The sequence below is a fragment of the Aeromicrobium changchenzhani genome, from assembly GCF_057586615.1.
The window spans coordinates 843,410-863,679 of the sequence record NZ_CM172480.1; the positions used below are offsets into that span (position 1 = coordinate 843,410).

Genomic DNA, 20,270 nt, shown 5'->3' on the forward strand with positions numbered 1-20,270 from the left:
ACTGACCGGTAGATTGTTTCCGATATGACTTTGCAGCGCCTCGCGACCCTTGTCGCAACTGAACCAACCCTTGCCCAGGTGCTCAACGACCGGCAGGAGGGTCTTGACGAACTCGATCTTCAAGGCCCTGAGTCGCTCCGCCCGTTCCTGACCCAGGCATTGGCGACCCAGACGACGGTGCTCGCGGTCACGGCGACGCAGCGCGAGTCTGAGGATCTCGTTGGGGATCTCGGCGACATGATCGGTGCCGACAACGTCGTCTACTACCCCGCGTGGGAGACATTGCCGCACGAGCGACTCTCGCCGCGCTCTGACACGGTGGGCCGCCGGCTCGCGATCCTGCGTCGGCTCGTTCATCCCGGCGGCAACGCCGTGCCGATCCGGGTTATCGTCGCGCCGGTCCGTTCGATCCTGCAACCTCAGGTCAAGGGGCTAGCAGATCTCGCCCCGGTCGAGTTGCACAAAGGCGATGAAGTTCCACTCGATGAGGTCATACGTGATTTGGCTGGGGCGGCATATTCGCGCGTCGATTTAGTTGAACGGCGCGGTGAGTTCGCGGTCCGTGGCGGCATCGTTGATGTGTTCCCGCCGACCGAGGAACATCCGTTACGCATCGAGTTCTGGGGCGATCAGGTCGATGAGATTCGCCAATTTATGGTGGCTGATCAGCGTTCGCTTGGCGAGGTCGACACCGTATGGGCACCGCCGTGTCGCGAATTGTTGCTGACCGATCAGGTGCGTCGACGGGCTGCGGAACTTGCGCAGACGCATCCGAGCCTTGACGAAATCTTCACAAAACTCTCCGAGGGACATGCCGTTGAGGGCATGGAATCGCTTGCGCCGATCCTTGTCGATGACATGGAGTTGTTGGTCGATCTGCTGCCCGAGCGCTCCGCGATCCTCATCTGTGATCCTGAGCGTATTCGGGCCCGTGCCCATGACCTCGTCGCAACGTCAGAGGAATTTCTGCAGGCCTCATGGGCGGCTGCTGCATCCGGTGGTGAAGCCCCAATAGATTTGGGTTCGGCGTCGTTCAAGACGATCGAAGATGTTCGCGCGGAGACGTTCGCGGACGGACATACGTGGTTCTCGCTCTCACCGTTCGGCATGGATCTCGACACCTCGACCCGCGCCGTCGAGATGGACACGGCACCGACCTATCGCGGCGACACCGCCAAAGCGCTGGCCGACATCGCCAGCTGGCTGACGGCTGGACGCAAGGTCATGTTCATCGCACCGGCACCTGGTCAGGCACAACGCACCGTCGAATGGCTGGCTGAGCACGACATCGCGGCGGCCATCGACAGCGGCCAACCGTTCGGCAAAGGCGTCGTTCTGGTCGGTGTTGGCGAACTCGATCACGGCCTGATCTCCGAACCGCTCAACCTCGTGGTGATGACATACGACGATCTTGTTGGCGTACGGCCGGCCGAACGCAACGAACGCAAACTGCCGGCCCGGCGGCGCAAACAAGTCGATCCACTTGAGCTCAAGACTGGCGACTTCGTCGTCCACGACCAGCATGGTGTCGGTCGTTACATCGAAATGCTGCAACGTGTGGTGCAGGGCGCGGCGCGCGAATACCTGGTGGTTGAATACGGCGCCAGCAAAAAGGGGCAGCCCGCGGACCGACTGTTCGTTCCGATGGACCAGTTGGACCAGATCAGCCGCTACGTTGGCGGTGAATCGCCGAGCCTGGACCGTCTCGGCGGCGCCGATTGGACCAAACGTAAGAGTCGTGCGCGCAAGGCTGTGCGTCAGATCGCGGGCGAGTTGATCAAACTCTATGCGGCTCGACAGGCCACCAAAGGGTTTGCCTTTAGCAAGGACACGCCATGGCAGGCCGAGCTCGAGGATGCGTTTGCTTTCGTTGAGACACCTGATCAGATGTCGACGATCGAAGAGGTCAAGCGCGACATGGAGCGAGTCGTCCCGATGGACCGATTGGTCTGTGGCGACGTCGGCTATGGCAAGACTGAGATTGCCGTGCGGGCCGCTTTTAAGGCTATCCAGGATGGCAAACAGGTCATCTTGTTGGTGCCGACGACGCTCTTGGTCCAGCAGCACTATGCAACCTTCACCGAACGATTCGGCCAGTTCCCTGTCACGATCCGGCCGCTGTCGCGGTTCCAGTCGGCCAAAGAATCGAAGACCGTTCTCGAAGGATTGGCCGACGGCACGATCGACCTCGTGATCGGCACTCACCGGTTGTTGCAGCCGGGCGTACGTATCAAGGACCTCGGACTGGTTATCGTCGATGAGGAGCAACGCTTCGGCGTTGAGCACAAAGAAGCGCTCAAGATGCTCCGCGCGGCCGTCGACGTGCTCAGCATGTCGGCGACCCCGATTCCGCGCACCTTGGAGATGGCGATCACCGGGATTCGGGAGATGTCGACGATTGCGACGCCGCCGGAAGAGCGGCACCCGGTCTTGAGTTTCGTCGGTCCCTACGAGGACCGCCAGGTGACTGCCGCGATCCGCCGCGAACTGTTGCGTGAGGGACAAGCGTTTTTCATCCACAATCGGGTGCAATCGATCGATAAGGCCGTCGCCCGGCTCAAGGAACTTGTGCCGGAGGCGCGCGTCGCCGCGGCGCATGGCCAAATGGGGGAGCGCCAACTCGAACAGGTCATGCTCGATTTTTGGGAGAAACGTTTCGACGTGCTCGTCTGCACGACGATCGTCGAGTCCGGCTTGGACGTGTCGAACGCCAACACGATGATCATCGAACGTGCCGACACACTCGGGCTGTCCCAGCTCCATCAGCTGCGCGGTCGCGTCGGACGCAGCAGTGAACGGGCTTACGCCTACTTCCTCTATCCGCCCGAAAAGCCGCTGACCGAGACTGCACACGATCGCTTGTCGACAATTGCGCAGCATTCCGAGCTCGGTGGCGGCATGGCCGTGGCGATGAAGGATCTCGAGATCCGCGGCGCGGGCAATCTGCTCGGCGGTGAACAGTCCGGACACATCGCTGATGTGGGCTTCGATCTGTATGTTCGACTGGTCGGCGAAGCGGTAGCGGAGTTCCGCGGCGACGCCGAGCCGGAGCCCGAGGTCAAGATCGAGCTACCAATCGAGGCAAATCTGCCTTACGACTATGTCCCGAGTGAACGGTTGCGGCTTGAAATGTACAAGCGGCTCGCCGACTTGCGTAGCCTTGATGAGGTTGCCGAACTTCGGGCCGAACTTGTCGATCGTTATGGTGAGCCGCCGGTCTCGACCGAGAGCCTGCTCGAAGTGGCGCGGCTTCGCGTTCGTGTGCGCGCTGCGGGTCTCACCGAGGTCACCTCGGCGGGCGCCAATATTCGCTTCTCGCCGGTTAAGATCCCCGAGTCCGCACAACTTCGGTTGGCCCGGGTCTATCCCCAGAGCCGCTATAAGGCAACCGGCGAAGTGGCCCTCGTCCCGCGACCCAAGACCGCCGCGATCGGTGGCGAGCCATTGCGTGACAGTGCCTTGTTGGAATGGTGTCGCAAGGTTATCGACACTGTCATCGACCCACTGTGACCCCGATCCCTTGCGTCATAAAAAGCGAGCGCTATGACCCACGATCGTTATGACATAACGGACGGATAAAAGCCAACGAATCGCTGCGTTGTAGTCTGGGCAAACGGCCCCATTCGGGCGTAGCAGATCAAGAGAGGTTCACCGTCGTGAATTCCTTGCGCCCCCGCGCAGTTGTCCGGATTGTCGCGGTCGCCGGCGCCGCCATGTTGATGACCGCCTGCGGGACGATTCATACTGGCAGCGCTGCCGTTGTCGACGGCGACACGATCTCGATGAAGGCGGCCGATGTTGCCTCGACAGCCCATTGCGAACTCTCGCTGGTACTCGCGAAGCAGCAGGGTGGCCAGGACGCGAGTTCAGCTGATGCGCGCCGCCAAGCGGTGGTCAATCTCGTCGTCGACAAAGTTGCTCACGCTGCGGTCAAGCGGGATGGCGTGTTCGTCGACCCGGCGAAGGTCGTCCTGACCAGCAAGCAGGTTACGCAGGTGAAGGAGGCATTCCCCAAGCAGGAGCTCGGGCCGATCCGCACGGCGATCGAGCGCAGCCAATACATCTACTTGGCAATGGTGGCTCTGGGCGAGCAGGAGACGGGCATGACGATCTCCGCTCAAACTCAGGCGCAGGTTGAGAAAGCTGGACAGGCCGCCCTCAGCAAAGCGATCAAGGACAGCAAGATCAGCATTGATCCGCGCTTCGGACTCAATGACCTTACGGCGCAGATCGCGCAGACTGGCTCGCTGTCGGTCCCGCAGGCCAAAGCGGCAAGCAATCCAGCTAACCTTCCGCTGGCGCAACGCTGCGGCTGATGCAGATTCTCGTCCTCAGCCCTCGAGTTGCTCCTGGGTTGATGACATTGGCCGCGTGGGATGCGCTTCGCGCTGCAACGATTGTCCATGCCACAGATCTTGATGATGCTCACGTGGCCGCGATCATCACTGCGGGTATTGCGGTCTCGGAAGCGCCAGACCTGCCGGTGCATTCTGCGGACACGGTATGGATTGCGCCGATCGGCGATCTGGCCTGGGCCCAGTCGCTGGCCAGCGAACTGATTGAAGGCCAGGATCCCGAGGAAGCAGCGCACGTCGAGATTGTCTTCGGCTCGTACGACCAGCCCGGGGCCAAACTGCTCGACCTGGTTGAGGTCATGGATCAATTGCGTACGCAATGTCCTTGGACAAGCCAGCAGACGCACGCCTCGCTGAGTCATTATTTGCTTGAGGAAACCTATGAGGCGCTTGAAGCGCTTGATGAGGGGGATTCGGAGCATCTACTCGAAGAACTCGGCGACCTGTTGATGCAGGTGGTGTTTCATGCCCGCATCGCGGCCGAGAACGAGGGCTGGGATATCGATTCGTTGGCTGGCGGGATTGTCGAAAAGTTGATCTACCGCAATCCACACGTATTCGGCGATGCGACCGTGACTTCGGCCGCGGAGGTCGACGCCAACTGGCAGCGGCTCAAGGCTGCCGAGAAGCAGCGGTCGTCCGTGCTTGATGGCATACCGGCGGAGCTCCCGGCGCTTGTGCTGGCTGACAAAGTACTGGGACGGATCGGCACGATAGCCGCCGCGGGTGATGACTTCGGTACGCGCCTGCTTGTCCTCGTGCAGGCCGCACGTGCCGAAGGAATCGATGCCGAAACGGCATTGCGTACGTCGGTTCACGCGCTGCTGTAGCGCGAGGCGCCTAACGATTCGACGATGGCGAAGATAGGCTGTCGACAGCACAAACACCGATTAAGGAGCTGGCGTGGCAAGCATCGAAGCCGTAGGCGCACGGGAGATTTTAGACTCGCGTGGCAACCCGACCGTTGAAGTGGAGATTGCCCTCGACGATGGAACGATTGGCCGCGCCGCAGTTCCGTCGGGTGCCTCGACCGGCCAGTTCGAAGCGGTCGAACTTCGCGACGGTGGTGATCGCTATGGCGGCCTCGGCGTCCGGAACGCTGTCGCCGCAGTCAACACCAAGATCGGCCCGGCGCTCGTCGGCTTCGAAGCCGACGACCAGCGCGCAATCGACGATGCGATGATCGCTCTTGACGGCACCGACAACAAGGCCAATCTGGGTGCGAATTCGATTCTCGGCGTTTCCTTGGCGACTGCCCGGGCCGCGGCCGAGTCGTCCCGTCTGCCGCTGTTCCGTTATATCGGCGGTCCGAATGCGCACGTGCTACCCGTCCCGATGATGAATATCCTCAACGGTGGCTCGCATGCCGACACCGATGTGGACATCCAGGAGTTCATGATCGCCCCGATCGGCGCGCCGACGTTCTCGGAAGCAATTCGTCAGGGCACCGAGGTCTACCACTCACTCAAAAGCGTGCTCAAGGCCGACGGCCTCGGGACTGGCCTTGGCGATGAGGGTGGCTTCGCGCCGAATCTCTCCTCCAACCGTGCCGCGCTCGACTTGATCATCCGCGCAATCGAAGCGACCGGGATGGAGCCCGGCACCGATATCGCGCTTGCGCTCGACGTCGCGGCTTCAGAATTCTTCAGCGACGGCGCGTATGCCTTCGAGGGTGTCGCCAAGTCCGCCGCCGAGATGAGCGACTACTACGCCGAACTCGTCGCCGCCTATCCGATCGTTTCGCTCGAGGATCCACTTGATGAGGACGACTGGGATGGCTGGGTTACCATCACCGACGCACTCGGCGACAAGGTTCAGATTGTCGGCGATGACCTGTTCGTCACGAATGTCGAGCGGTTGACCCGCGGGATCAATGCCGGTGCGGCCAATGCGCTGCTGGTCAAGGTCAACCAGATCGGCTCACTGAGTGAGACGCTCGACTCGGTCGAACTCGCGCACCGCCACGGTTTCGCCTGCATGATGAGCCACCGCTCTGGCGAGACCGAGGATACGACGATTGCTGACCTCGCGGTTGCGACCAACTGCGGTCAGATCAAGACCGGCGCCCCGGCCCGTTCGGAGCGCGTTGCCAAATACAACCAACTGTTGCGGATCGAGGAATTGCTCGGCTCGGCCGCCAGCTATGCCGGTGCCGGGGCCTTCCCGCGCCTGTCGCACTACGGTCAATGACGCCGTCGTCGAAGCGTGGTCCGAAACGCCCCTCGACTAGGGGCGCCGCCGGTTCACGTCCAGGTGCGGCTCGACCGTCTTCGGCTCGCAAGGCCACTGCGAAAACGCCTCGGTCGGCACGGTTCACGACCCGTGCCGTCATCCTGATGTCGATCGTCTTGCTGCTCCTAGCCTCATACACCTCAAGTTTTCACGCTTGGTGGCAGCAGCGGCAGGACATCCAGTCGACTAGGGCCGAGATCGTGATGCGTACCGATGCGATCAAGGAACTGCAGGATGACAAGACGCGATGGAACGATCGGGCCTTCGTTGAGCAGCAGGCGCGTGAGCGATTTGGTTGGGTGCTTCCCGGCGAGGTGGGCTATCGCGTCATCGGGAGCGATGGGCGGGTTCAGGGCAATGCTTCCACCCTCGACGCACCGCCGGTGCCCAAGCCGAAGCAATGGTATGACCGGCTTTGGGGGACCGTCGAACAATCGGGCAAGTCGCCGTCGGCCAAACCTGTCGTTCCCGACCCGAACAAGGTGTTGAAGAAGTGAATTCGGCAATGATTGCCCAAGCAGATCTTGACTCGATCCGCGAGCAACTCGGCCGGCCGCCGCGGGGAATTCTCGAGATCAGTTCGCGCTGTCCGTCAGGCCATCCAAATGTCGTTAAAACCGAGCCACGACTTGATGACGGCACACCATTTCCGACGCTTTACTACATCACGTGCCCCCGGGTTGCGGCCCAGATCGGCACGCTTGAGGCGTCGGGGTTGATGCGTGAGATGAGTGCGAGGATTCTCCAAGACGCAGAACTCGCTATGGCTTACCAGCTGGCGCATGAGGGTTATCTGGCAGAGCGGGAGGCCATCGGCCACGTGCCCGAGATTGCTGGCATCTCCGCCGGGGGGATGCCGACGAGGGTCAAATGCCTCCACGTTCTGATCGGCCATTCGCTGGCCAAGGGCCCCGGCGTCAACCCCCTAGGCGATGAAGCGCTGGCGCTGTTAGGGGATTGGTCGACCGGCTGCAGCTGCGCTGCAGCTCCGCGAAGTGAAGGGTTTGTGACCTAAAACGGCGGGGGATGGGTGGCGAACCCTTCCTACTGTGGGGTCGGTAGGGTCGAGGTATGCCATCCACGCAGCGCATCCGGGTTGCCGCCTTGGATTGTGGGACCAATTCGATTCGCCTGTTAGTCAGCGATATCGAGGGGGACACCAAGACCGATGTCATCCGAGACATGCGAATCGTTCGGCTCGGTCAGGATGTCGATAAGACCGGCCATCTCGCCGATGAGGCGGTCGCTCGTACGTTGTCGGCGACCCGCGAGTTCGCCGCATTAGTCACCACACTCGGCGTCGATCGGATCAGATTTTGCGCGACCTCGGCGGTACGCGATGCCGATAATTCGGCAGAATTTTCCGATGCGGTCGAGGCGATCATCGGAATTCGGCCGGAGGTTTTGACCGGCGATGAAGAAGCGCGGGCCTCATTCCGCGGCTCGGCCGGAGATCTCCCAGCGACTCGAACCTTAGTCATCGATATCGGTGGCGGTTCGACTGAGCTGATCGTTGGCACTGGCGAGGAAATCGAGTGGGCGACATCGCTTAACATCGGCTCGGTCCGTATGACCGAACGCTTCCTGACGTCCGATCCGGCTACCGTCACCGAGGCATCCGATTGCATCGCCTACCTTGACGGAATCATCGGCGCAGCCGTCAAGGGCCTCGCGCCGATCGAGACGCTCATCGGGGTCGCAGGCTCGGTGACGACGGTGGCCGCGCATGCCCTCGAGCTGCCGTCTTACGATTCCGATCTGATCCACCTGGCCAAGCTGCCGCTCACCGATGTCAGCAATGCCTGCATCTCACTGGCGCGTATGACAGCGGCCGACCGGCGCGAGTTGCCGTTCATGCATCCGGGTCGCGCCGATGTGATCGGCGGCGGTGCACTGATTCTTGACCGGCTGATCGAGATGCTGCCGCTCAATACCGAGACGCTCCTCGTGAGCGAACATGACATCCTCGACGGAATTGTTTGGTCGCTCGCTGGAAAATGGAGCGGCCATGAGATTGGCAACGAGGTCGTGTCGCACAACAGACAAGGATCATGATGGTCAAACGCCGGTTCCCTCGATTCCGCGACCTCGCGCCGCTGCTGCGCTTCAAACGGTCGACTTGGCGGCTGAAGCAGCGCCGACTGCAGTCCGCGTTGACGATCGAGGATTTGCGTACGATCGCCCGGCGACGCACCCCGAAACCGGCATTCGACTACACCGAGGGTGCGGCCGAGGCCGAGATCTCGTTGGCTCGTGCACGCCAGGCCTACCGCGACATCACGTTCCATCCGTCGATCTTGCGCGATGTGTCCGATGTCGATACGTCAGTCGACGTGCTCGGTGGGCATTCGGCGCTCCCGTTCGGCATTGCGCCGACCGGCTTCACGCGCATGATGCAGGCCGAGGGGGAGATCGCTGGCGCGTCCGCAGCGGCCGCAGCGGGCATACCGTTCTCCCTGTCGACGATGGGTACGTCGTCGATTGAGGATGTCCGCGCTGCGAATCCCGAGGGTCGCAATTGGTTCCAGCTCTATATGTGGAAGGACCGGGACCGATCAATGGCATTGGTCGAGCGCGCGGCCGCTGCCGGTTTCGACAGCCTGTTGGTCACGGTCGATGTGCCGGTTGCCGGCGCTCGCTTGCGGGATGTCCGTAACGGAATGACGATCCCACCGACTTTGACGCCGCGCACGATCCTCAATGCACTGCCGCGGCCGGCCTGGTGGTTCAACTTCTTGACCACCCAACCGCTTGCCTTTGCCTCGCTCGATCGGTGGTCCGGCACCGTCGCCGAACTGCTCGACACCATGTTCGATCCCTCCGTGACATTCGAAGATCTGGCTTGGATCAAGGATCAATGGAAGGGCAAACTCGTCGTCAAAGGGGTTCAGAACCTTGACGATGCGCGCAAACTGACAGCCATGGGTGTTGACGCGATCCTGTTGTCCAATCACGGTGGTCGCCAGTTAGATCGGGCCCCCATCCCGTTCCATTTGCTGCCCGAAGTCGTGCGCGAAGTCGGCAAGGACACCGAAATTCTGGTGGACACCGGGATCATGTCGGGAGCCGACATCGTCGCGGCGATTGCATTGGGCGCGGACTTCACCCTTGTCGGACGGGCCTATTTGTATGGGCTGATGGCCGGCGGGCGGGACGGCGTCGACCGTACGATCGAAATCCTCAAAACCGAGATCATCCGCACGATGAAACTGCTCGGCGTGCATTCGCTCGATGAACTTGAGCCCGCTCACGTGACCCAACTCGAACGGCTCGTGCCGCGAAGGTGATCGCCCGATAGGCTGTGCCCACGCTCCTGTAGCCCAACCGGCAGAGGCAGTCGACTTAAAATCGATCCAGTGTGGGTTCGAATCCCACCAGGAGCACCGAGCGTTGTATTCGTTCTAGGCGGATGAATCGTCGACCAGTTCGGTGACCACATCCGAGGAACGCTCCAGAGTCCGATGGACGGGGCATCGGTCGGCGATTCGCGCCAATGCGGAGCGATCGGCATCGGTGAGATCGCCGCTCAGGCGCAACCGACGTTCCCAACGGTCAACCTTCGGTGTCCGGCCCTCGGCGCTCGCCGCGCAATCGTCGCAGTGTTCCCTCGAGTGACGCACCTCAACGCTCACGTGTTCCAGCGGTATGTTTTTGCGGTCGGCATACATGCGGAGCGTCATCGATGTGCAGCCACCCAATGCAGCAGCGAGTAGGTCATAGGGGTTGGGGCCGGCATCGGAGCCACCGGCCGATTCGGGTTCATCCATCAGGAAGCGATTGCTGCCGGCGATCACCTGGTTGACGAACTTCCCTTCTCCTGTTTCGGCGACGACGACATCCATCGGTGATGCCGGGAATTTCCGATGATCATCGGGGTCGAGATAACGCTCCACCCAACTGCTGATTATCGTGGCGGCGAAGGTTGCGTCGCGGCGGTTGGTGAGCAGATGATCGGCACCATCGAGCGAGATGAAACTTTTCGGATGACGTGCCGCGGAGTAGATCTCACCGGCATTCTCAATGCCGACGGTGCTGTCGACCGGTGAGTGCATGACCAACAACGCAGCATTGAGGTTCGCGACACTTCGCTCTAGTCGCTGATCTCGGAGGTCGTCGATGAGTTGCTGCTTGAGCAGGAACGGCCGGCCGCCCAGATCAATGGTGGCCTCGCCATTGCTTTCGAGTCGAGCGAGGTCTTCAGAAAATAAGGCCAAGACATGATTGGGCTGTGAGGGGGCCGCCACCGTGACCACTGCCCGGACAGAGGGGAGTTCGGACGCCGCAGCGAGCACCGCAGCACCGCCCAATGAGTGTCCAATCAGTAGACCCGGTGCGCGGTAGTGCTCACTGAGGAAGCGCGATGCCGCGGCAACATCGGCAACATTCGTCGAGAAGTTAGTGTCGGCGAAGTCTCCGGTTGAGGCGCCCAAACCAGTGAAATCGAAGCGCATCACCGCGATTCCCGCATTGGCCAATCCAAGCGATATGCGCGCTGCGGCCACACTGTCCGCCGAACAGGTGAAGCAGTGAGCGAAGACAGCTGTGCCGCGGATTGCGCCGGCTGGGAGTTCCACTTTTCCGGCAAGCTGAGCCCCGGTGGCTCCGGTGAAGTGGACGTGCTCGCGCTTCGCTGCCATCGCTATTGCCTTTCGTAACAGGACGGTTCGGCCGGAATTGTTCGTGCTTGGTGATGCTAACGCAGACCCGGCTGGTTCTTCGCGCTGCGAAGCCGCCGGCGGACCGGCTCATCATTCCTACCGCGAAACCTTGGATTAGCCGAAGCCGGGTGGTTCACTCGCAAATGACGGGAATTCTGGAACGATGCGACGGGTTTCCTCTGCGGCGGCAAACGTCGATCGACGAAGGGACTGTGCTGTGGATGCTCGACTCGAACACTGGTTGTGTTCAATCAGGCCATTCCAAATGATCGCTCCGTCGCAACGGTGCAACCTGCGAGGATGTCTTGAGCGGTGCGGCAAATGACTGTCATCCGATGGATCTTGGCCCCGGCTGACGACGCTGGACCGCGTGGTCACGCAGTCGCCAGCGCAGCCCTGCGGATCCTGGTCGGGCTGTTATGGATCTACAACATAGCGTGGAAGCGTCCGCCTGATTTTGGTCAACGTTCGGGCAAAAGCGTCTATGGGTTCACCAAGGACGCCGTGGATCACCCGGTATTTCCGCCGTTTAGCTGGGTCATCGAGCACGTGGCACTTCCCAATTTCACCGCGTTCGGATGGGGTGTGTTAATCGTTGAAACCGCGCTCGCTGTCCTCTTGCTCACTGGCGCGTTTGTCCGGTTGGCTGCGATCGTCGGTATTGCCCAAGCATTAGCGATCGGTCTCGCTGTGGCCGCAACACCGGGCGAATGGCCATGGTCCTATTGGCTGTTGATCGGTGTGCATGTGATGCTGCTGTTCAGCGCGGCAGGAAGTGTCCTTGCGATCGACGCGCTGCGCTCAGGACATGACCGGCCGAGCAAGATAAGAATACTTGCGCTCGTCTGGGGCGTTGTCGCCTCAACCGAAGCGATCATTGTGCTGATCCGTTCGTTCGGTGACGGGCTTTTTGCCTCCTCCGGAGCGCAATTCGGCGGGCCCGGCTTGTCGTTCGGGTTGGGGACCTACAACCTCGCCGGATCACTCGCGTTGCTGATCTGCGGCGTGGCGTTGCTGGCGGCAGCACTGACCCACAACTATGCAATTGCCCTGGTATCGGCAGTGGTGGGCCTCGCGGCCACGATCCTCCTCCATGCCCAGATCGGATATTCCGATTCGGTCTTAGGCGGTACGAACACGTCGGCGGCCTTCTTCCTCAGCGTCGCAGTCATCGGTGTCGTGGTGTGGAAGGTCGATCGAAAAGCGACGGTCACGTCCGATCAGGTGGTAGCGCACGAATAGCCGTAACCAACGGGTTCGAGCTGAGCGTCACTCCAGTCGCGGGACGAGTTTGCCGCGGGCCCGCCGGGTCTGCACTTTTGTTAGCGCGGCTAAGGCATCGTCAAATGGATAAATGCGCTCGAGTTCTATGTGCATTTCTCCGGTCGCGATCGCCGTCAGAAGATTCGCCATTTCATCCCGTACGTCGATCTGGTACGGGATTCCCGACATGTTGATGACCCGTTCGGAAACCAAGTCGTCGCCTGAAATGGAAGCCAGCGACCCACCACCCTTGACGACAGGAATGCTTTCGGCCGTGGTTCCCGGTTGTATCGCCATCGCCGCGTCGACTCCGCCGGGCATCCACTCGAGAACCTGTTCGCGCCAATCGGGATCGTGATAATCGACGTTGTGTTCGGCGCCAAACGAGCGCATGTAGTCGTGATTTGCTTCGGAGGCAGAGGCCGCGATCCGCCAGCCACGCTTGCGTGCGATCTGAATGGCCAGCGTGCCAATCGCCCCCGAGCCACCGGCAATGAAGATCGACCCTCTGGTCGGCACTGCAGTCAGCGCGTGGCCTGTCTTCAAGATGGTGTTTCCAGCGACCGGCACCGCAGCAGCCTCGACGAAGTCCATGCCGGTGGGAATTGACATGATCATCGAATCCTCCGTGACCGCGACGAATTCGGCCCACGTGCCGCCCTTGTATTGCATCGAACTGACAAAAGTTACCCGGTCGCCGGGCTGGTGACCCGATACGGCGCTGCCGACTTCGTGGATCACACCGGCGGCTTCGATCCCAATGGGGTACGGATAGTTTGCGTCAGCAGGCAAGAAGTAGGAGTCGCGGATCCCAACGCCTACTGCTCGCACCTGCACGAGTACTTCGGTGACGTCGAGTTCCGTACGGAGGACGATGCGACCCCTGTTAACCCGTCTGCTTTGTGTGAGCCGACTGTGAGGGCTCGATGCCACGCTGTCTTGACGCCAACACGTATCGGCACACAATCAAACGAGAAGTAGAGGTTAATCATGACCAGTGCACCGATTCGCTCGATCTCGTCTCGAGTGGCGGTGGCCTCGGTTGCCGCCCTATTCGGGCTGACGCTCGCAGCGTGCGGAAGTGACGATTCATCGGCGGCGTCGGATGCGCCGCCAGCCAGCAGTTCAGAAACTGACCAGAGTGACACAGCTGGGTCCGACGCGGGCTCCAACGATGCCGATCGGCCCGATAACTTGGCCGATTTTCCGCTCCCTGACGACTACACCGTGGTGGCCAGCGGGAGTCGTGGCGGCGCCTGGACGGCAGTGCTCAAAACCTCGACCGATTGGGAACAGCTCAAGGATCTCTATAAGGGCGAGCTGACTCGTACCGGGTGGACTCTGCTCGGCGAGCGGCCGACTGCTGCAGAGCACGGCATCCACCTCGAAGCGGGCAGGGCAGGCATGGAGGCCACCGTCGCTATCTCAGCGGCTGGCGGCGGGACCGATATCATGATTAATGTGGTCAAACAGTGACCGCGGCCTACCTAAACAGTCCGTGAGGCCCGGGACCTCCCCAGGAAGGCTCGAGCATGAATGATGCGGTCATCTTCGATATGGATGGGACGCTGTGCGATGTCGCCACGACGAGACATTTTGTCGAGGGCAAGGAGCGCGACTTTGATGCCTTTCATGCCGCATCGATGGACTGCCCAGCGCATGCAGATGTTGTTGATGGATTGCGTCAAGCACAACAGGACGGTTATTCAATCCTGATCGTTACGGCGCGCTCGGCCAAGTGGCGTGATTACACGATCAAGTGGATCGATAACCTCGGCATCACTTTCGACCGGCTCTACACACGGGTTGAGGGCGATTTTCGCCCCGATTACGTGATCAAGAAAGACATTCTCAAACAGATCATCGCGGACGGTTATCGGCCGATTCGAGCTTGGGACGACAATCCCAAGGTCATCGAACTCTGGCGCGAAAACAAGATCGACGTGACTGAGGTTGCCCAGTAAGAGGCCGGCCGGGTCACCTTTTGTGAACGATGGCCTCAGTTAGGGTGACTCCATGGACGAGATGCTGGGGCGGGATGCGGCCAACGAAACTGGGCTTGAACCCGACCGAGATTTGTTCACTCCCTGCCCATTGGGTCGAATGGAATTGGCAAAAAGTGAACAAATCTCGGTGTTGGGGCGACTGGCAAGAGCGTATGTTGGAGGCATGCAGATAATGTTGGCCGCGATCGTAATCCTCGGATTGTCGCTTCTGGTCGTCGGAGCGATTCGCGGCCGAGTCCGGCTCAAGTCCTGCTGCAGCGTCGTAGATCCCCGTCAGGATCTGCGGATGCGGGCAGCTTTTGATGATGATCGAACCGAGGCGGCCGACCCGGTTAGGCCATGCGGCGTTTGAGTTCGTCGTTGATGGCGGGGACGATCTCGTGGAGGTCGCCGATCACGGCGTAGTTGGCCTTCGTGACCATCGGCGCTTCGGGATCGGTGTTGATCGCCAGAATCGTTTTGGCACTCTGGCAACCGGCCCAATGCTGGATCGCGCCGCTGATACCGCAGGCGACATACAGATCTGGCGAGATCCGACTGCCGGTCTGGCCGACCTGCTCCGAGTGGGGCCGCCAACCGAGGCTTGTCACCACGCGCGACACACCGAGGGCACCACGAAGAATCCCGGTCAACTCAAGTAAATCGTCGAAGCCATCGGCGCTACCGGCACCACGGCCAGCGCCGACCACGACGCGGGCGCTTGTGAGGGCACCGGTGTCATCGGCTTCCGCGTTCTCGGTGCGGAGGACCCGCGTGAGCAGATCAGCAGCGGAGAGAGTCGGCGCGTATGACTGCAGTTGCGGGGTGGTCGGTGATTCGGCCGGTGTGGCGTCGACGGCATGACCGGCGACGCTCAGCGACGCCACGGCGCCGCCGAGGCGCATCTCTTCGAACACACCACCGCCCATGACTTGCCGTGACACGGTCAACGGCTCCAGATTGTCGACGCCAATGACATTGGCCGCCATCAGGATGTCGAGCCGGGTCGCGACATGCGCAAGGATCTCATTGCCCCGTGGTGTGCCCGAAGCGATGATCAGCGTGGCTGCGCCAGCCGCCTCGACGACCGCAGCGGCCCAAGCCGCCGCGCTGTATGCGGACAGTCGTTCATCGTCGGCATGATGCACAACGCTGACGCCCTGCTCACCGAGATGAGCGAGCACCCGCAGGGCAAGATCTCCGGACAGCGGACCGACAACAACTGCCTCGACCGCGGAGTTGCCGAGCGTACGCGCAAAACTCAACGCTTCACGCGACGTCAACAGGACACCGTCGGCATCGGTTTCAACTACGACAAGAATCATTTCGCCACCACTCCAATTGCGAACAGCATGTCGACGACGGCACCGGCAGCATCAGGCCCGTTACCCAGAACCTGGACCGAGCTCGGTTGTTCGGGCGGCGTCTTGAGCCGGACCCGTTGGGTCGTTGGGTCGATCGTGGTCTCGATGACCTCGATCGACGCCTTCTTGGCTTTCATGCGGCCGACGATCGACGGGTAGCGGGGGGTGACACCGCCCTCGGAGATCGCGATAACGGCCGGCGTCGGAAACTCGAAGACTTCACCGCCCTCCGGACCAGCCCCACGGGCAGTGATCGTCGATCCATCAACCGTGACCGTCGAGATCCCGGTGAGCACCGGCCGTCCCAATGCGTACGCTAGCCGCACACCGACCTGGAAATCGCCGGTGTCCGCGGCATCATTGCCGACGAGTATTAGTCCCGGGGGAGTCGTCTCAGAGCCGACAAAAGCAGCGATCGCGGCGGCCACGTCGGCCGGCCCGAATGCTTCGGAATCGGCCTCGATGTGTACGCCCCGTGAGCAGCCGACCGCCATTGCGTCACGCAACTGTTGGCTCGCATCGTCGGGGCCAAGGGTCAGGACAGTAGCCGTGCCACCGGAGGTTTCCGCGATCTGTATGGCGATCTCTACGGCACACTCCTCATGCGGGCTGACGGTGTAGCCGACGTGACGTGCGTCGATCGACATGCTGTCTTCGGACAGGAGCACCTGGCTCGACGTTTCGGGCACTCGCTTGATGCAAACAAGAACATCGGTCATGGCAGATCAGGCCCGGATTCGGTCGTTGTCGGCATCGAACAGTGCGGTCGCGTCGATCGATTCCACGGTGACCGGATAGAGCTCCTCCATGTAGGAGACCGCCAGCTGATTCCCGATTGTCGCCTGTTCCGGTGGCAAATATGCCAGCAGGATGTGCTTGCCCAACGACGGTGCCGAGCCGGCACTGGTGACATACGGATGGCGGCCGTGGCCGTCGGTCATGAGCGCACCGTCGGGCGTCAGGATCGGCTCACCACCGAGCATGTAGCGCTTCACCCCATTCGCGGACGTGTGATCATCGACGGTCAGCGTGCACAAAACTGTTTTGAGCGCCTCGTCGCGTTGCTTCACATAAGCCTCACGGCCGACGAAGTTGGCGAGTTTGACCTTGGGCCGCTGCATGCCAGCCTCGACGATTGAACGTTCGCCGTCGAGTTCGGCACCGTATGCGCGGTAGCCCTTTTCGATGCGTCCGGTCGTTCCATAGACGCCGATACCAACGGGGACCGCACCGAACTCGGCGCCGGCCTCATGCAACAGGTCCCACAGCCGAGCGCCCTGCTCCATCGGAACGTACAGCTCCCAGCCGAGTTCACCGACATACGAGATCCGGGAGGCGAGTACGCTTAGGTTGTCGATCTCGATGTTGCGGCAGCGTAGGAAGCCGAAGCCCTCATGGCTGATGTCATCGTCGGTGAGTTTGGCGAGGATGTCGCGAGCGCGCGGGCCCCACAAACCGATGGTCGAGTATGCGGAGGTCACATCAACGATCTGGGCGGTGCCATCGGCCGGCATACGGTCGGAGAACCATTTGAGATCGGCCATGCCGTGCGCGCCGCCGGTCACGACGCGGTAGTGGTTATGGGCTAGGCGCATGACGGTGAGGTCGGCCTTGAAGCCGCCGCGTTCGTCGAGCACCGGCGTGTAGATGACGCGTCCGGGTGCAACATCGGCCTGTGCGACGACGATGCCTTGGACGGCGTCCTTCGCGCCAGGGCCGACGACGTCGAACAGGGAGAATGCGGTCAGGTCGACAATGCCAGCACGGTCGCGCATTGCGAGATGTTCGGCGTTGATGATCGGCGACCACCAACGGCTGTCCCATTCGTTCTCGCGCGGCATCACACGGTCGCCGTACTCGGCCAGCAATGATTCATTGCAGGCATACCAATGGGGCCGCTCCCAGCCGGCGGTCTCGAAGAACATTGCGCCCTTGGCGACCTGGTCTGGATACATCGGCGAGAGTCGCTTGTTGCGCTCTTGTTCCCACTGCTCGCTGGGATGCACGATTCCGTAGGTCTTGATGAAGCCCTCAGAGGTACGTGACTTGACGTGCGCGCGGGTGCGCTGATGCGGGTAGAAACGGGCGATATCGGCGGCGCTGACATCGATCTCGCTCGAGCCGAAGGTCATCCACTCGGCGACTGCGCGGCCGGTCCCGGGGCCTTCCTTGACCCAGACGGCAGCCGCGGACCAGAGGCCCTTGACTCCAGGCGTCTCGCCCAAGATCGCCGAGCCATCCGGTGTCAGGGACAACAGGCCGTTGATTGCGTAGCGAATCTCGGCTCCTTCAGCGCCGAGCGCATCGGGCATGAGTTCGAAGGCCTGCTCCAACTGAAGATCGAAATCGTCCTGGGTGAACGGCATTTCAGTCGGCGACAACTTGGCCTGGTCGATTGAAGGAATGTCGTCAGCGTCGTGCAGGATTGCGCGGTGTGCGTACGAGCCGACTTCCATGTCGGCGCCATGCTGACGCTCATAACAGAAGGTGTCCATGTCGCGAACGATCGGGAAGGTGATCTCGCCCTCGCGCTCGGCGAGTTGGGGGATCGGGCCGACAGAGATCATCTGGTGGACCGCAGGCGTCAGCGGGATGTCGGCGCCGGCCATTTTGGCGATGCGCGGGCTCCAGACGCCACAGGCGATCAAGACAGTGTCGGTCTCGATGTCGCCGCCGGTGGTCTTGACGCCGGCGATCCGGCCATCGACGACGTCAATATCGGTGACCTCAACATTGGCGACCACCGTCAGGGCGTCGAGGGCTAGAGCCTTCTCGCGCATGATCGTGCCGGCACGCAGCGAATCGACCACGCCAACGGTGGGTGTGTAGAACGCGCCGACGATCACCGAGGGGTCGAGGAACGGAACCTTCTCGACGACCTGTTCGGGGGTCATGATTTCGGAGTCGATGCCCCAAGCCCTGGCTGAGGACATCCGCCGACGCAGCTCCTCCATACGTGCTTCGGTGCGCGCGACCTCGAAGCCGCCGGACTCAGTGAAGACACCCATTTCTTTGTATTGGCGGACACTGTCGGCGGTGATATCGGTGATTTCACGGCCGTGATCGACCGGGAAGATGAAGTTCGACGCGTGGCCAGTCGAGCCACCAGGATTGGGTAGCGGGCCCTTGTCGATCTGAACGATGTCGCGCCAGCCCAGACGGGCAAGGTGATACACGAGGCTGTTGCCGACGATTCCGGCTCCGATGACGACAACTCGTGCGTGCCCGGGCAGTTCTGGCATGGGGTTCTCACTCTCTAGTCTTACAGTATCGTGTTGCTTAGTACGCAACCCGAATCGCTATGTGAAACAATGTGGTTCCATCGTCGTCCCCGACGAGGGGGAGTGTCAAGGGTGTTGAGTGAGTCATTTTGGCTGAAATGACGTACGCCCCGATCGTCGAAACGATCGGGGCGTACAGAACACCGTGCTGGTGGGGTTGAAGTGATTACTTCGTCCAGGCGGCAACCTTATCGGAGTTGGCGTCGATCCACTTCTGCGCGGCCGCATCAGGATCCATCTTGTCTTCAGCGATGTACTTGGCGACGATGTTCTGATCGTCATTCGTCCAGTTGAAGTTCTTCACGACCTTCCAAGCCGGGCTACCGGAATCCGCAAACTTTGTTGCGACGATCTTGTCCAACTTGGCCTCGGGGTAGTCACACTTGATCTTGTTCAGATCAGCGTCGCAGCCCTCGGTGTACTTGGGCAGGTCGACCTTCACAAGCGGCACTTCGGCCAGGAACCACTGAGGAGCGTAGAAGTAACCGATCAACGGCTTCTTCTTCTTCTCGGCCTGACGGAAGGCCGTGATGAGCGCGGCCTCGCTACCCGCGTAGACAACCTTGAAGTCGAGCTTGTTGTTCTTGACCAGCGCTTCGTCATTCGTCACGAACGACGGATCGCCGTCGAGCAGTTGACCCTTGTTGCCCGACTCGGACGTCTTGAACATCGACGCATACTTGTTGAGGTTCTTGTAGTTGGTGATGTCTGGGTACTTCTTGACCATCCACGGCGGAACGAACCAGCCGATCTGACCGATGTTGCCGTTCAGGCCTGCCTTGGTCGCGGACTTGTCGCCCTCGACGTATTTCTTCTCCAGCGCTGGGTGGCCCCAGTCTTCGATGACAATGTCGACGGTGCCCTTGGCGAAGCCCTGCCAGGCGACCTCTTCCTTGAGGTCCTTGTAATTAACCTTGCAACCGAGCTTATCCTCAAGGACTTTGCCGACGACATGAGCAGAAGCTTCATAGCCGACCCACGGGTTGACGGCCATATTGACTGGTGTGTCGCACTTAGCGCCGTCTTTGGACGCGGTGTCCTTGATACCGCCGCCGCCGCAGGCGGTCAATGCGAGGAGGGCACACGCCGCAAGCGCGGTGAGTTTCGTCCCCTTGGTCAGTGACTTCATCCG

18 protein-coding genes and 1 tRNA gene are annotated in these 20,270 nt (G+C 61.2%); 13 read left to right on the forward strand and 6 right to left on the reverse strand.

Annotated features, from left to right (window positions below; all coding sequences use genetic code 11):
• Positions 1-24 precede the first annotated feature (24 nt).
• From mfd to AC2YB9_RS04350, 9 genes are all read left to right on the forward strand, one after another.
• Positions 25-3,510, forward strand: a complete 3,486-nt coding sequence (gene mfd / locus AC2YB9_RS04310; protein WP_487267525.1) for a transcription-repair coupling factor — start codon at positions 25-27, stop codon at positions 3,508-3,510.
• A gap of 146 nt (positions 3,511-3,656) precedes the next feature.
• Positions 3,657-4,316 carry a hypothetical protein gene (locus AC2YB9_RS04315; RefSeq protein WP_487267526.1) on the forward strand — a complete coding sequence of 220 codons (660 nt, stop codon included), beginning with the start codon at positions 3,657-3,659 and terminating at the stop codon, positions 4,314-4,316.
• Positions 4,316-5,185 carry a nucleoside triphosphate pyrophosphohydrolase gene (locus AC2YB9_RS04320; RefSeq protein WP_487267527.1) on the forward strand — a complete coding sequence of 290 codons (870 nt, stop codon included), beginning with the start codon at positions 4,316-4,318 and terminating at the stop codon, positions 5,183-5,185. The genes AC2YB9_RS04315 and AC2YB9_RS04320 overlap by 1 nt, the downstream gene beginning before the upstream one ends.
• A gap of 73 nt (positions 5,186-5,258) precedes the next feature.
• The gene (gene eno / locus AC2YB9_RS04325; protein ID WP_487267528.1) at positions 5,259-6,545 is read left to right on the forward strand and encodes a phosphopyruvate hydratase; all 1,287 of its coding nucleotides are present in this window, start codon (positions 5,259-5,261) and stop codon (positions 6,543-6,545) included.
• A 146-nt stretch (positions 6,546-6,691) separates the two neighbouring features.
• Entirely contained in the window at positions 6,692-7,084 is a 393-nt protein-coding gene (locus AC2YB9_RS04330) for an FtsB family cell division protein (RefSeq protein ID WP_487267529.1), read from the forward strand.
• Positions 7,085-7,092: 8 nt separating this feature from the next.
• Positions 7,093-7,602: a DUF501 domain-containing protein gene (locus AC2YB9_RS04335; protein WP_487268563.1), complete on the forward strand. Its 510-nt coding sequence runs from the start codon at positions 7,093-7,095 to the stop codon at positions 7,600-7,602.
• Between the two features lie 56 nt (positions 7,603-7,658).
• A complete protein-coding gene (locus AC2YB9_RS04340; protein ID WP_487267530.1) occupies positions 7,659-8,642 on the forward strand; it encodes a Ppx/GppA phosphatase family protein in 984 nt (327 codons plus the stop codon).
• Positions 8,639-9,874 carry an alpha-hydroxy acid oxidase gene (locus tag AC2YB9_RS04345; RefSeq protein WP_487267531.1) on the forward strand — a complete coding sequence of 412 codons (1,236 nt, stop codon included), beginning with the start codon at positions 8,639-8,641 and terminating at the stop codon, positions 9,872-9,874. The genes AC2YB9_RS04340 and AC2YB9_RS04345 overlap by 4 nt, the downstream gene beginning before the upstream one ends.
• A 22-nt stretch (positions 9,875-9,896) precedes the next feature.
• A tRNA-Leu gene (locus AC2YB9_RS04350) sits at positions 9,897-9,970 on the forward strand.
• 18 nt (positions 9,971-9,988) lie between these two features.
• Here AC2YB9_RS04350 and AC2YB9_RS04355 read toward each other — a convergent pair.
• Positions 9,989-11,224, reverse strand: a complete 1,236-nt coding sequence (locus AC2YB9_RS04355; protein ID WP_487267532.1) for a bifunctional alpha/beta hydrolase/OsmC family protein — start codon at positions 11,222-11,224, stop codon at positions 9,989-9,991.
• Positions 11,225-11,566: 342 nt separating this feature from the next.
• Between AC2YB9_RS04355 and AC2YB9_RS04360 the strand changes: the two genes are divergently transcribed.
• The gene (locus tag AC2YB9_RS04360; protein ID WP_487267533.1) at positions 11,567-12,487 is read left to right on the forward strand and encodes an Rv1678 family membrane protein; all 921 of its coding nucleotides are present in this window, start codon (positions 11,567-11,569) and stop codon (positions 12,485-12,487) included.
• Positions 12,488-12,514: 27 nt separating this feature from the next.
• Here the strand turns inward: AC2YB9_RS04360 and AC2YB9_RS04365 are convergent, their stop codons facing one another.
• A complete protein-coding gene (locus AC2YB9_RS04365; RefSeq protein ID WP_487267534.1) occupies positions 12,515-13,441 on the reverse strand; it encodes an NADP-dependent oxidoreductase in 927 nt (308 codons plus the stop codon).
• 57 nt (positions 13,442-13,498) lie between these two features.
• Between AC2YB9_RS04365 and AC2YB9_RS04370 the strand changes: the two genes are divergently transcribed.
• The 3 genes from AC2YB9_RS04370 (at position 13,499) to AC2YB9_RS04380 (ending at position 14,866) form a co-directional block, all read left to right on the forward strand.
• A complete protein-coding gene (locus tag AC2YB9_RS04370) occupies positions 13,499-13,984 on the forward strand; it encodes a hypothetical protein (protein ID WP_487267535.1) in 486 nt (161 codons plus the stop codon).
• A 56-nt stretch (positions 13,985-14,040) separates the two neighbouring features.
• On the forward strand, positions 14,041-14,472 hold the full coding sequence (locus AC2YB9_RS04375; protein WP_487267536.1) for a phosphatase domain-containing protein: 432 nt from the start codon (positions 14,041-14,043) through the stop codon (positions 14,470-14,472).
• A gap of 205 nt (positions 14,473-14,677) precedes the next feature.
• The gene (locus tag AC2YB9_RS04380; protein ID WP_487267537.1) at positions 14,678-14,866 is read left to right on the forward strand and encodes a hypothetical protein; all 189 of its coding nucleotides are present in this window, start codon (positions 14,678-14,680) and stop codon (positions 14,864-14,866) included.
• Here AC2YB9_RS04380 and AC2YB9_RS04385 read toward each other — a convergent pair.
• The 4 genes from AC2YB9_RS04385 to AC2YB9_RS04400 form a co-directional block, all read right to left on the reverse strand.
• Positions 14,847-15,818 carry an electron transfer flavoprotein subunit alpha/FixB family protein gene (locus AC2YB9_RS04385; protein WP_487267538.1) on the reverse strand — a complete coding sequence of 324 codons (972 nt, stop codon included), beginning with the start codon at positions 15,816-15,818 and terminating at the stop codon, positions 14,847-14,849. The genes AC2YB9_RS04380 and AC2YB9_RS04385 overlap by 20 nt on opposite strands.
• The gene (locus AC2YB9_RS04390; RefSeq protein ID WP_487267539.1) at positions 15,815-16,576 is read right to left on the reverse strand and encodes an electron transfer flavoprotein subunit beta/FixA family protein; all 762 of its coding nucleotides are present in this window, start codon (positions 16,574-16,576) and stop codon (positions 15,815-15,817) included. Before AC2YB9_RS04390 ends, AC2YB9_RS04385 begins: the two co-directional genes overlap by 4 nt.
• Before the next feature lie 6 nt (positions 16,577-16,582).
• Positions 16,583-19,099 carry a GcvT family protein gene (locus AC2YB9_RS04395; RefSeq protein ID WP_487267540.1) on the reverse strand — a complete coding sequence of 839 codons (2,517 nt, stop codon included), beginning with the start codon at positions 19,097-19,099 and terminating at the stop codon, positions 16,583-16,585.
• 205 nt (positions 19,100-19,304) lie between these two features.
• Complete coding sequence (locus AC2YB9_RS04400) at positions 19,305-20,267, reverse strand: ABC transporter substrate-binding protein (protein WP_487267541.1); 963 nt, start codon at positions 20,265-20,267, stop codon at positions 19,305-19,307.
• Positions 20,268-20,270: the final 3 nt, after the last annotated feature.

What these genes read in the sequence shown, in the direction of transcription:
- AC2YB9_RS04355 (WP_487267532.1), bottom strand. Translation starts at nt 11,224, where the DNA reads ATGGCAGCGAAGCGCGAGCACGTCCACTTCACCGGAGCCACCGGGGCT.
- AC2YB9_RS04380 (WP_487267537.1), top strand. Translation starts at nt 14,678, where the DNA reads ATGCAGATAATGTTGGCCGCGATCGTAATCCTCGGATTGTCGCTTCTG.
- AC2YB9_RS04360 (WP_487267533.1), top strand. Translation starts at nt 11,567, where the DNA reads ATGACTGTCATCCGATGGATCTTGGCCCCGGCTGACGACGCTGGACCG.
- AC2YB9_RS04400 (WP_487267541.1), bottom strand. Translation starts at nt 20,267, where the DNA reads ATGAAGTCACTGACCAAGGGGACGAAACTCACCGCGCTTGCGGCGTGT.
- AC2YB9_RS04385 (WP_487267538.1), bottom strand. Translation starts at nt 15,818, where the DNA reads ATGATTCTTGTCGTAGTTGAAACCGATGCCGACGGTGTCCTGTTGACG.
- AC2YB9_RS04330 (WP_487267529.1), top strand. Translation starts at nt 6,692, where the DNA reads ATGTCGATCGTCTTGCTGCTCCTAGCCTCATACACCTCAAGTTTTCAC.
- mfd (WP_487267525.1), top strand. Translation starts at nt 25, where the DNA reads ATGACTTTGCAGCGCCTCGCGACCCTTGTCGCAACTGAACCAACCCTT.
- AC2YB9_RS04345 (WP_487267531.1), top strand. Translation starts at nt 8,639, where the DNA reads ATGATGGTCAAACGCCGGTTCCCTCGATTCCGCGACCTCGCGCCGCTG.
- AC2YB9_RS04340 (WP_487267530.1), top strand. Translation starts at nt 7,659, where the DNA reads ATGCCATCCACGCAGCGCATCCGGGTTGCCGCCTTGGATTGTGGGACC.
- AC2YB9_RS04395 (WP_487267540.1), bottom strand. Translation starts at nt 19,099, where the DNA reads ATGCCAGAACTGCCCGGGCACGCACGAGTTGTCGTCATCGGAGCCGGA.
- AC2YB9_RS04335 (WP_487268563.1), top strand. Translation starts at nt 7,093, where the DNA reads ATGATTGCCCAAGCAGATCTTGACTCGATCCGCGAGCAACTCGGCCGG.
- AC2YB9_RS04390 (WP_487267539.1), bottom strand. Translation starts at nt 16,576, where the DNA reads ATGACCGATGTTCTTGTTTGCATCAAGCGAGTGCCCGAAACGTCGAGC.
- AC2YB9_RS04320 (WP_487267527.1), top strand. Translation starts at nt 4,316, where the DNA reads ATGCAGATTCTCGTCCTCAGCCCTCGAGTTGCTCCTGGGTTGATGACA.
- AC2YB9_RS04375 (WP_487267536.1), top strand. Translation starts at nt 14,041, where the DNA reads ATGAATGATGCGGTCATCTTCGATATGGATGGGACGCTGTGCGATGTC.
- AC2YB9_RS04370 (WP_487267535.1), top strand. Translation starts at nt 13,499, where the DNA reads ATGACCAGTGCACCGATTCGCTCGATCTCGTCTCGAGTGGCGGTGGCC.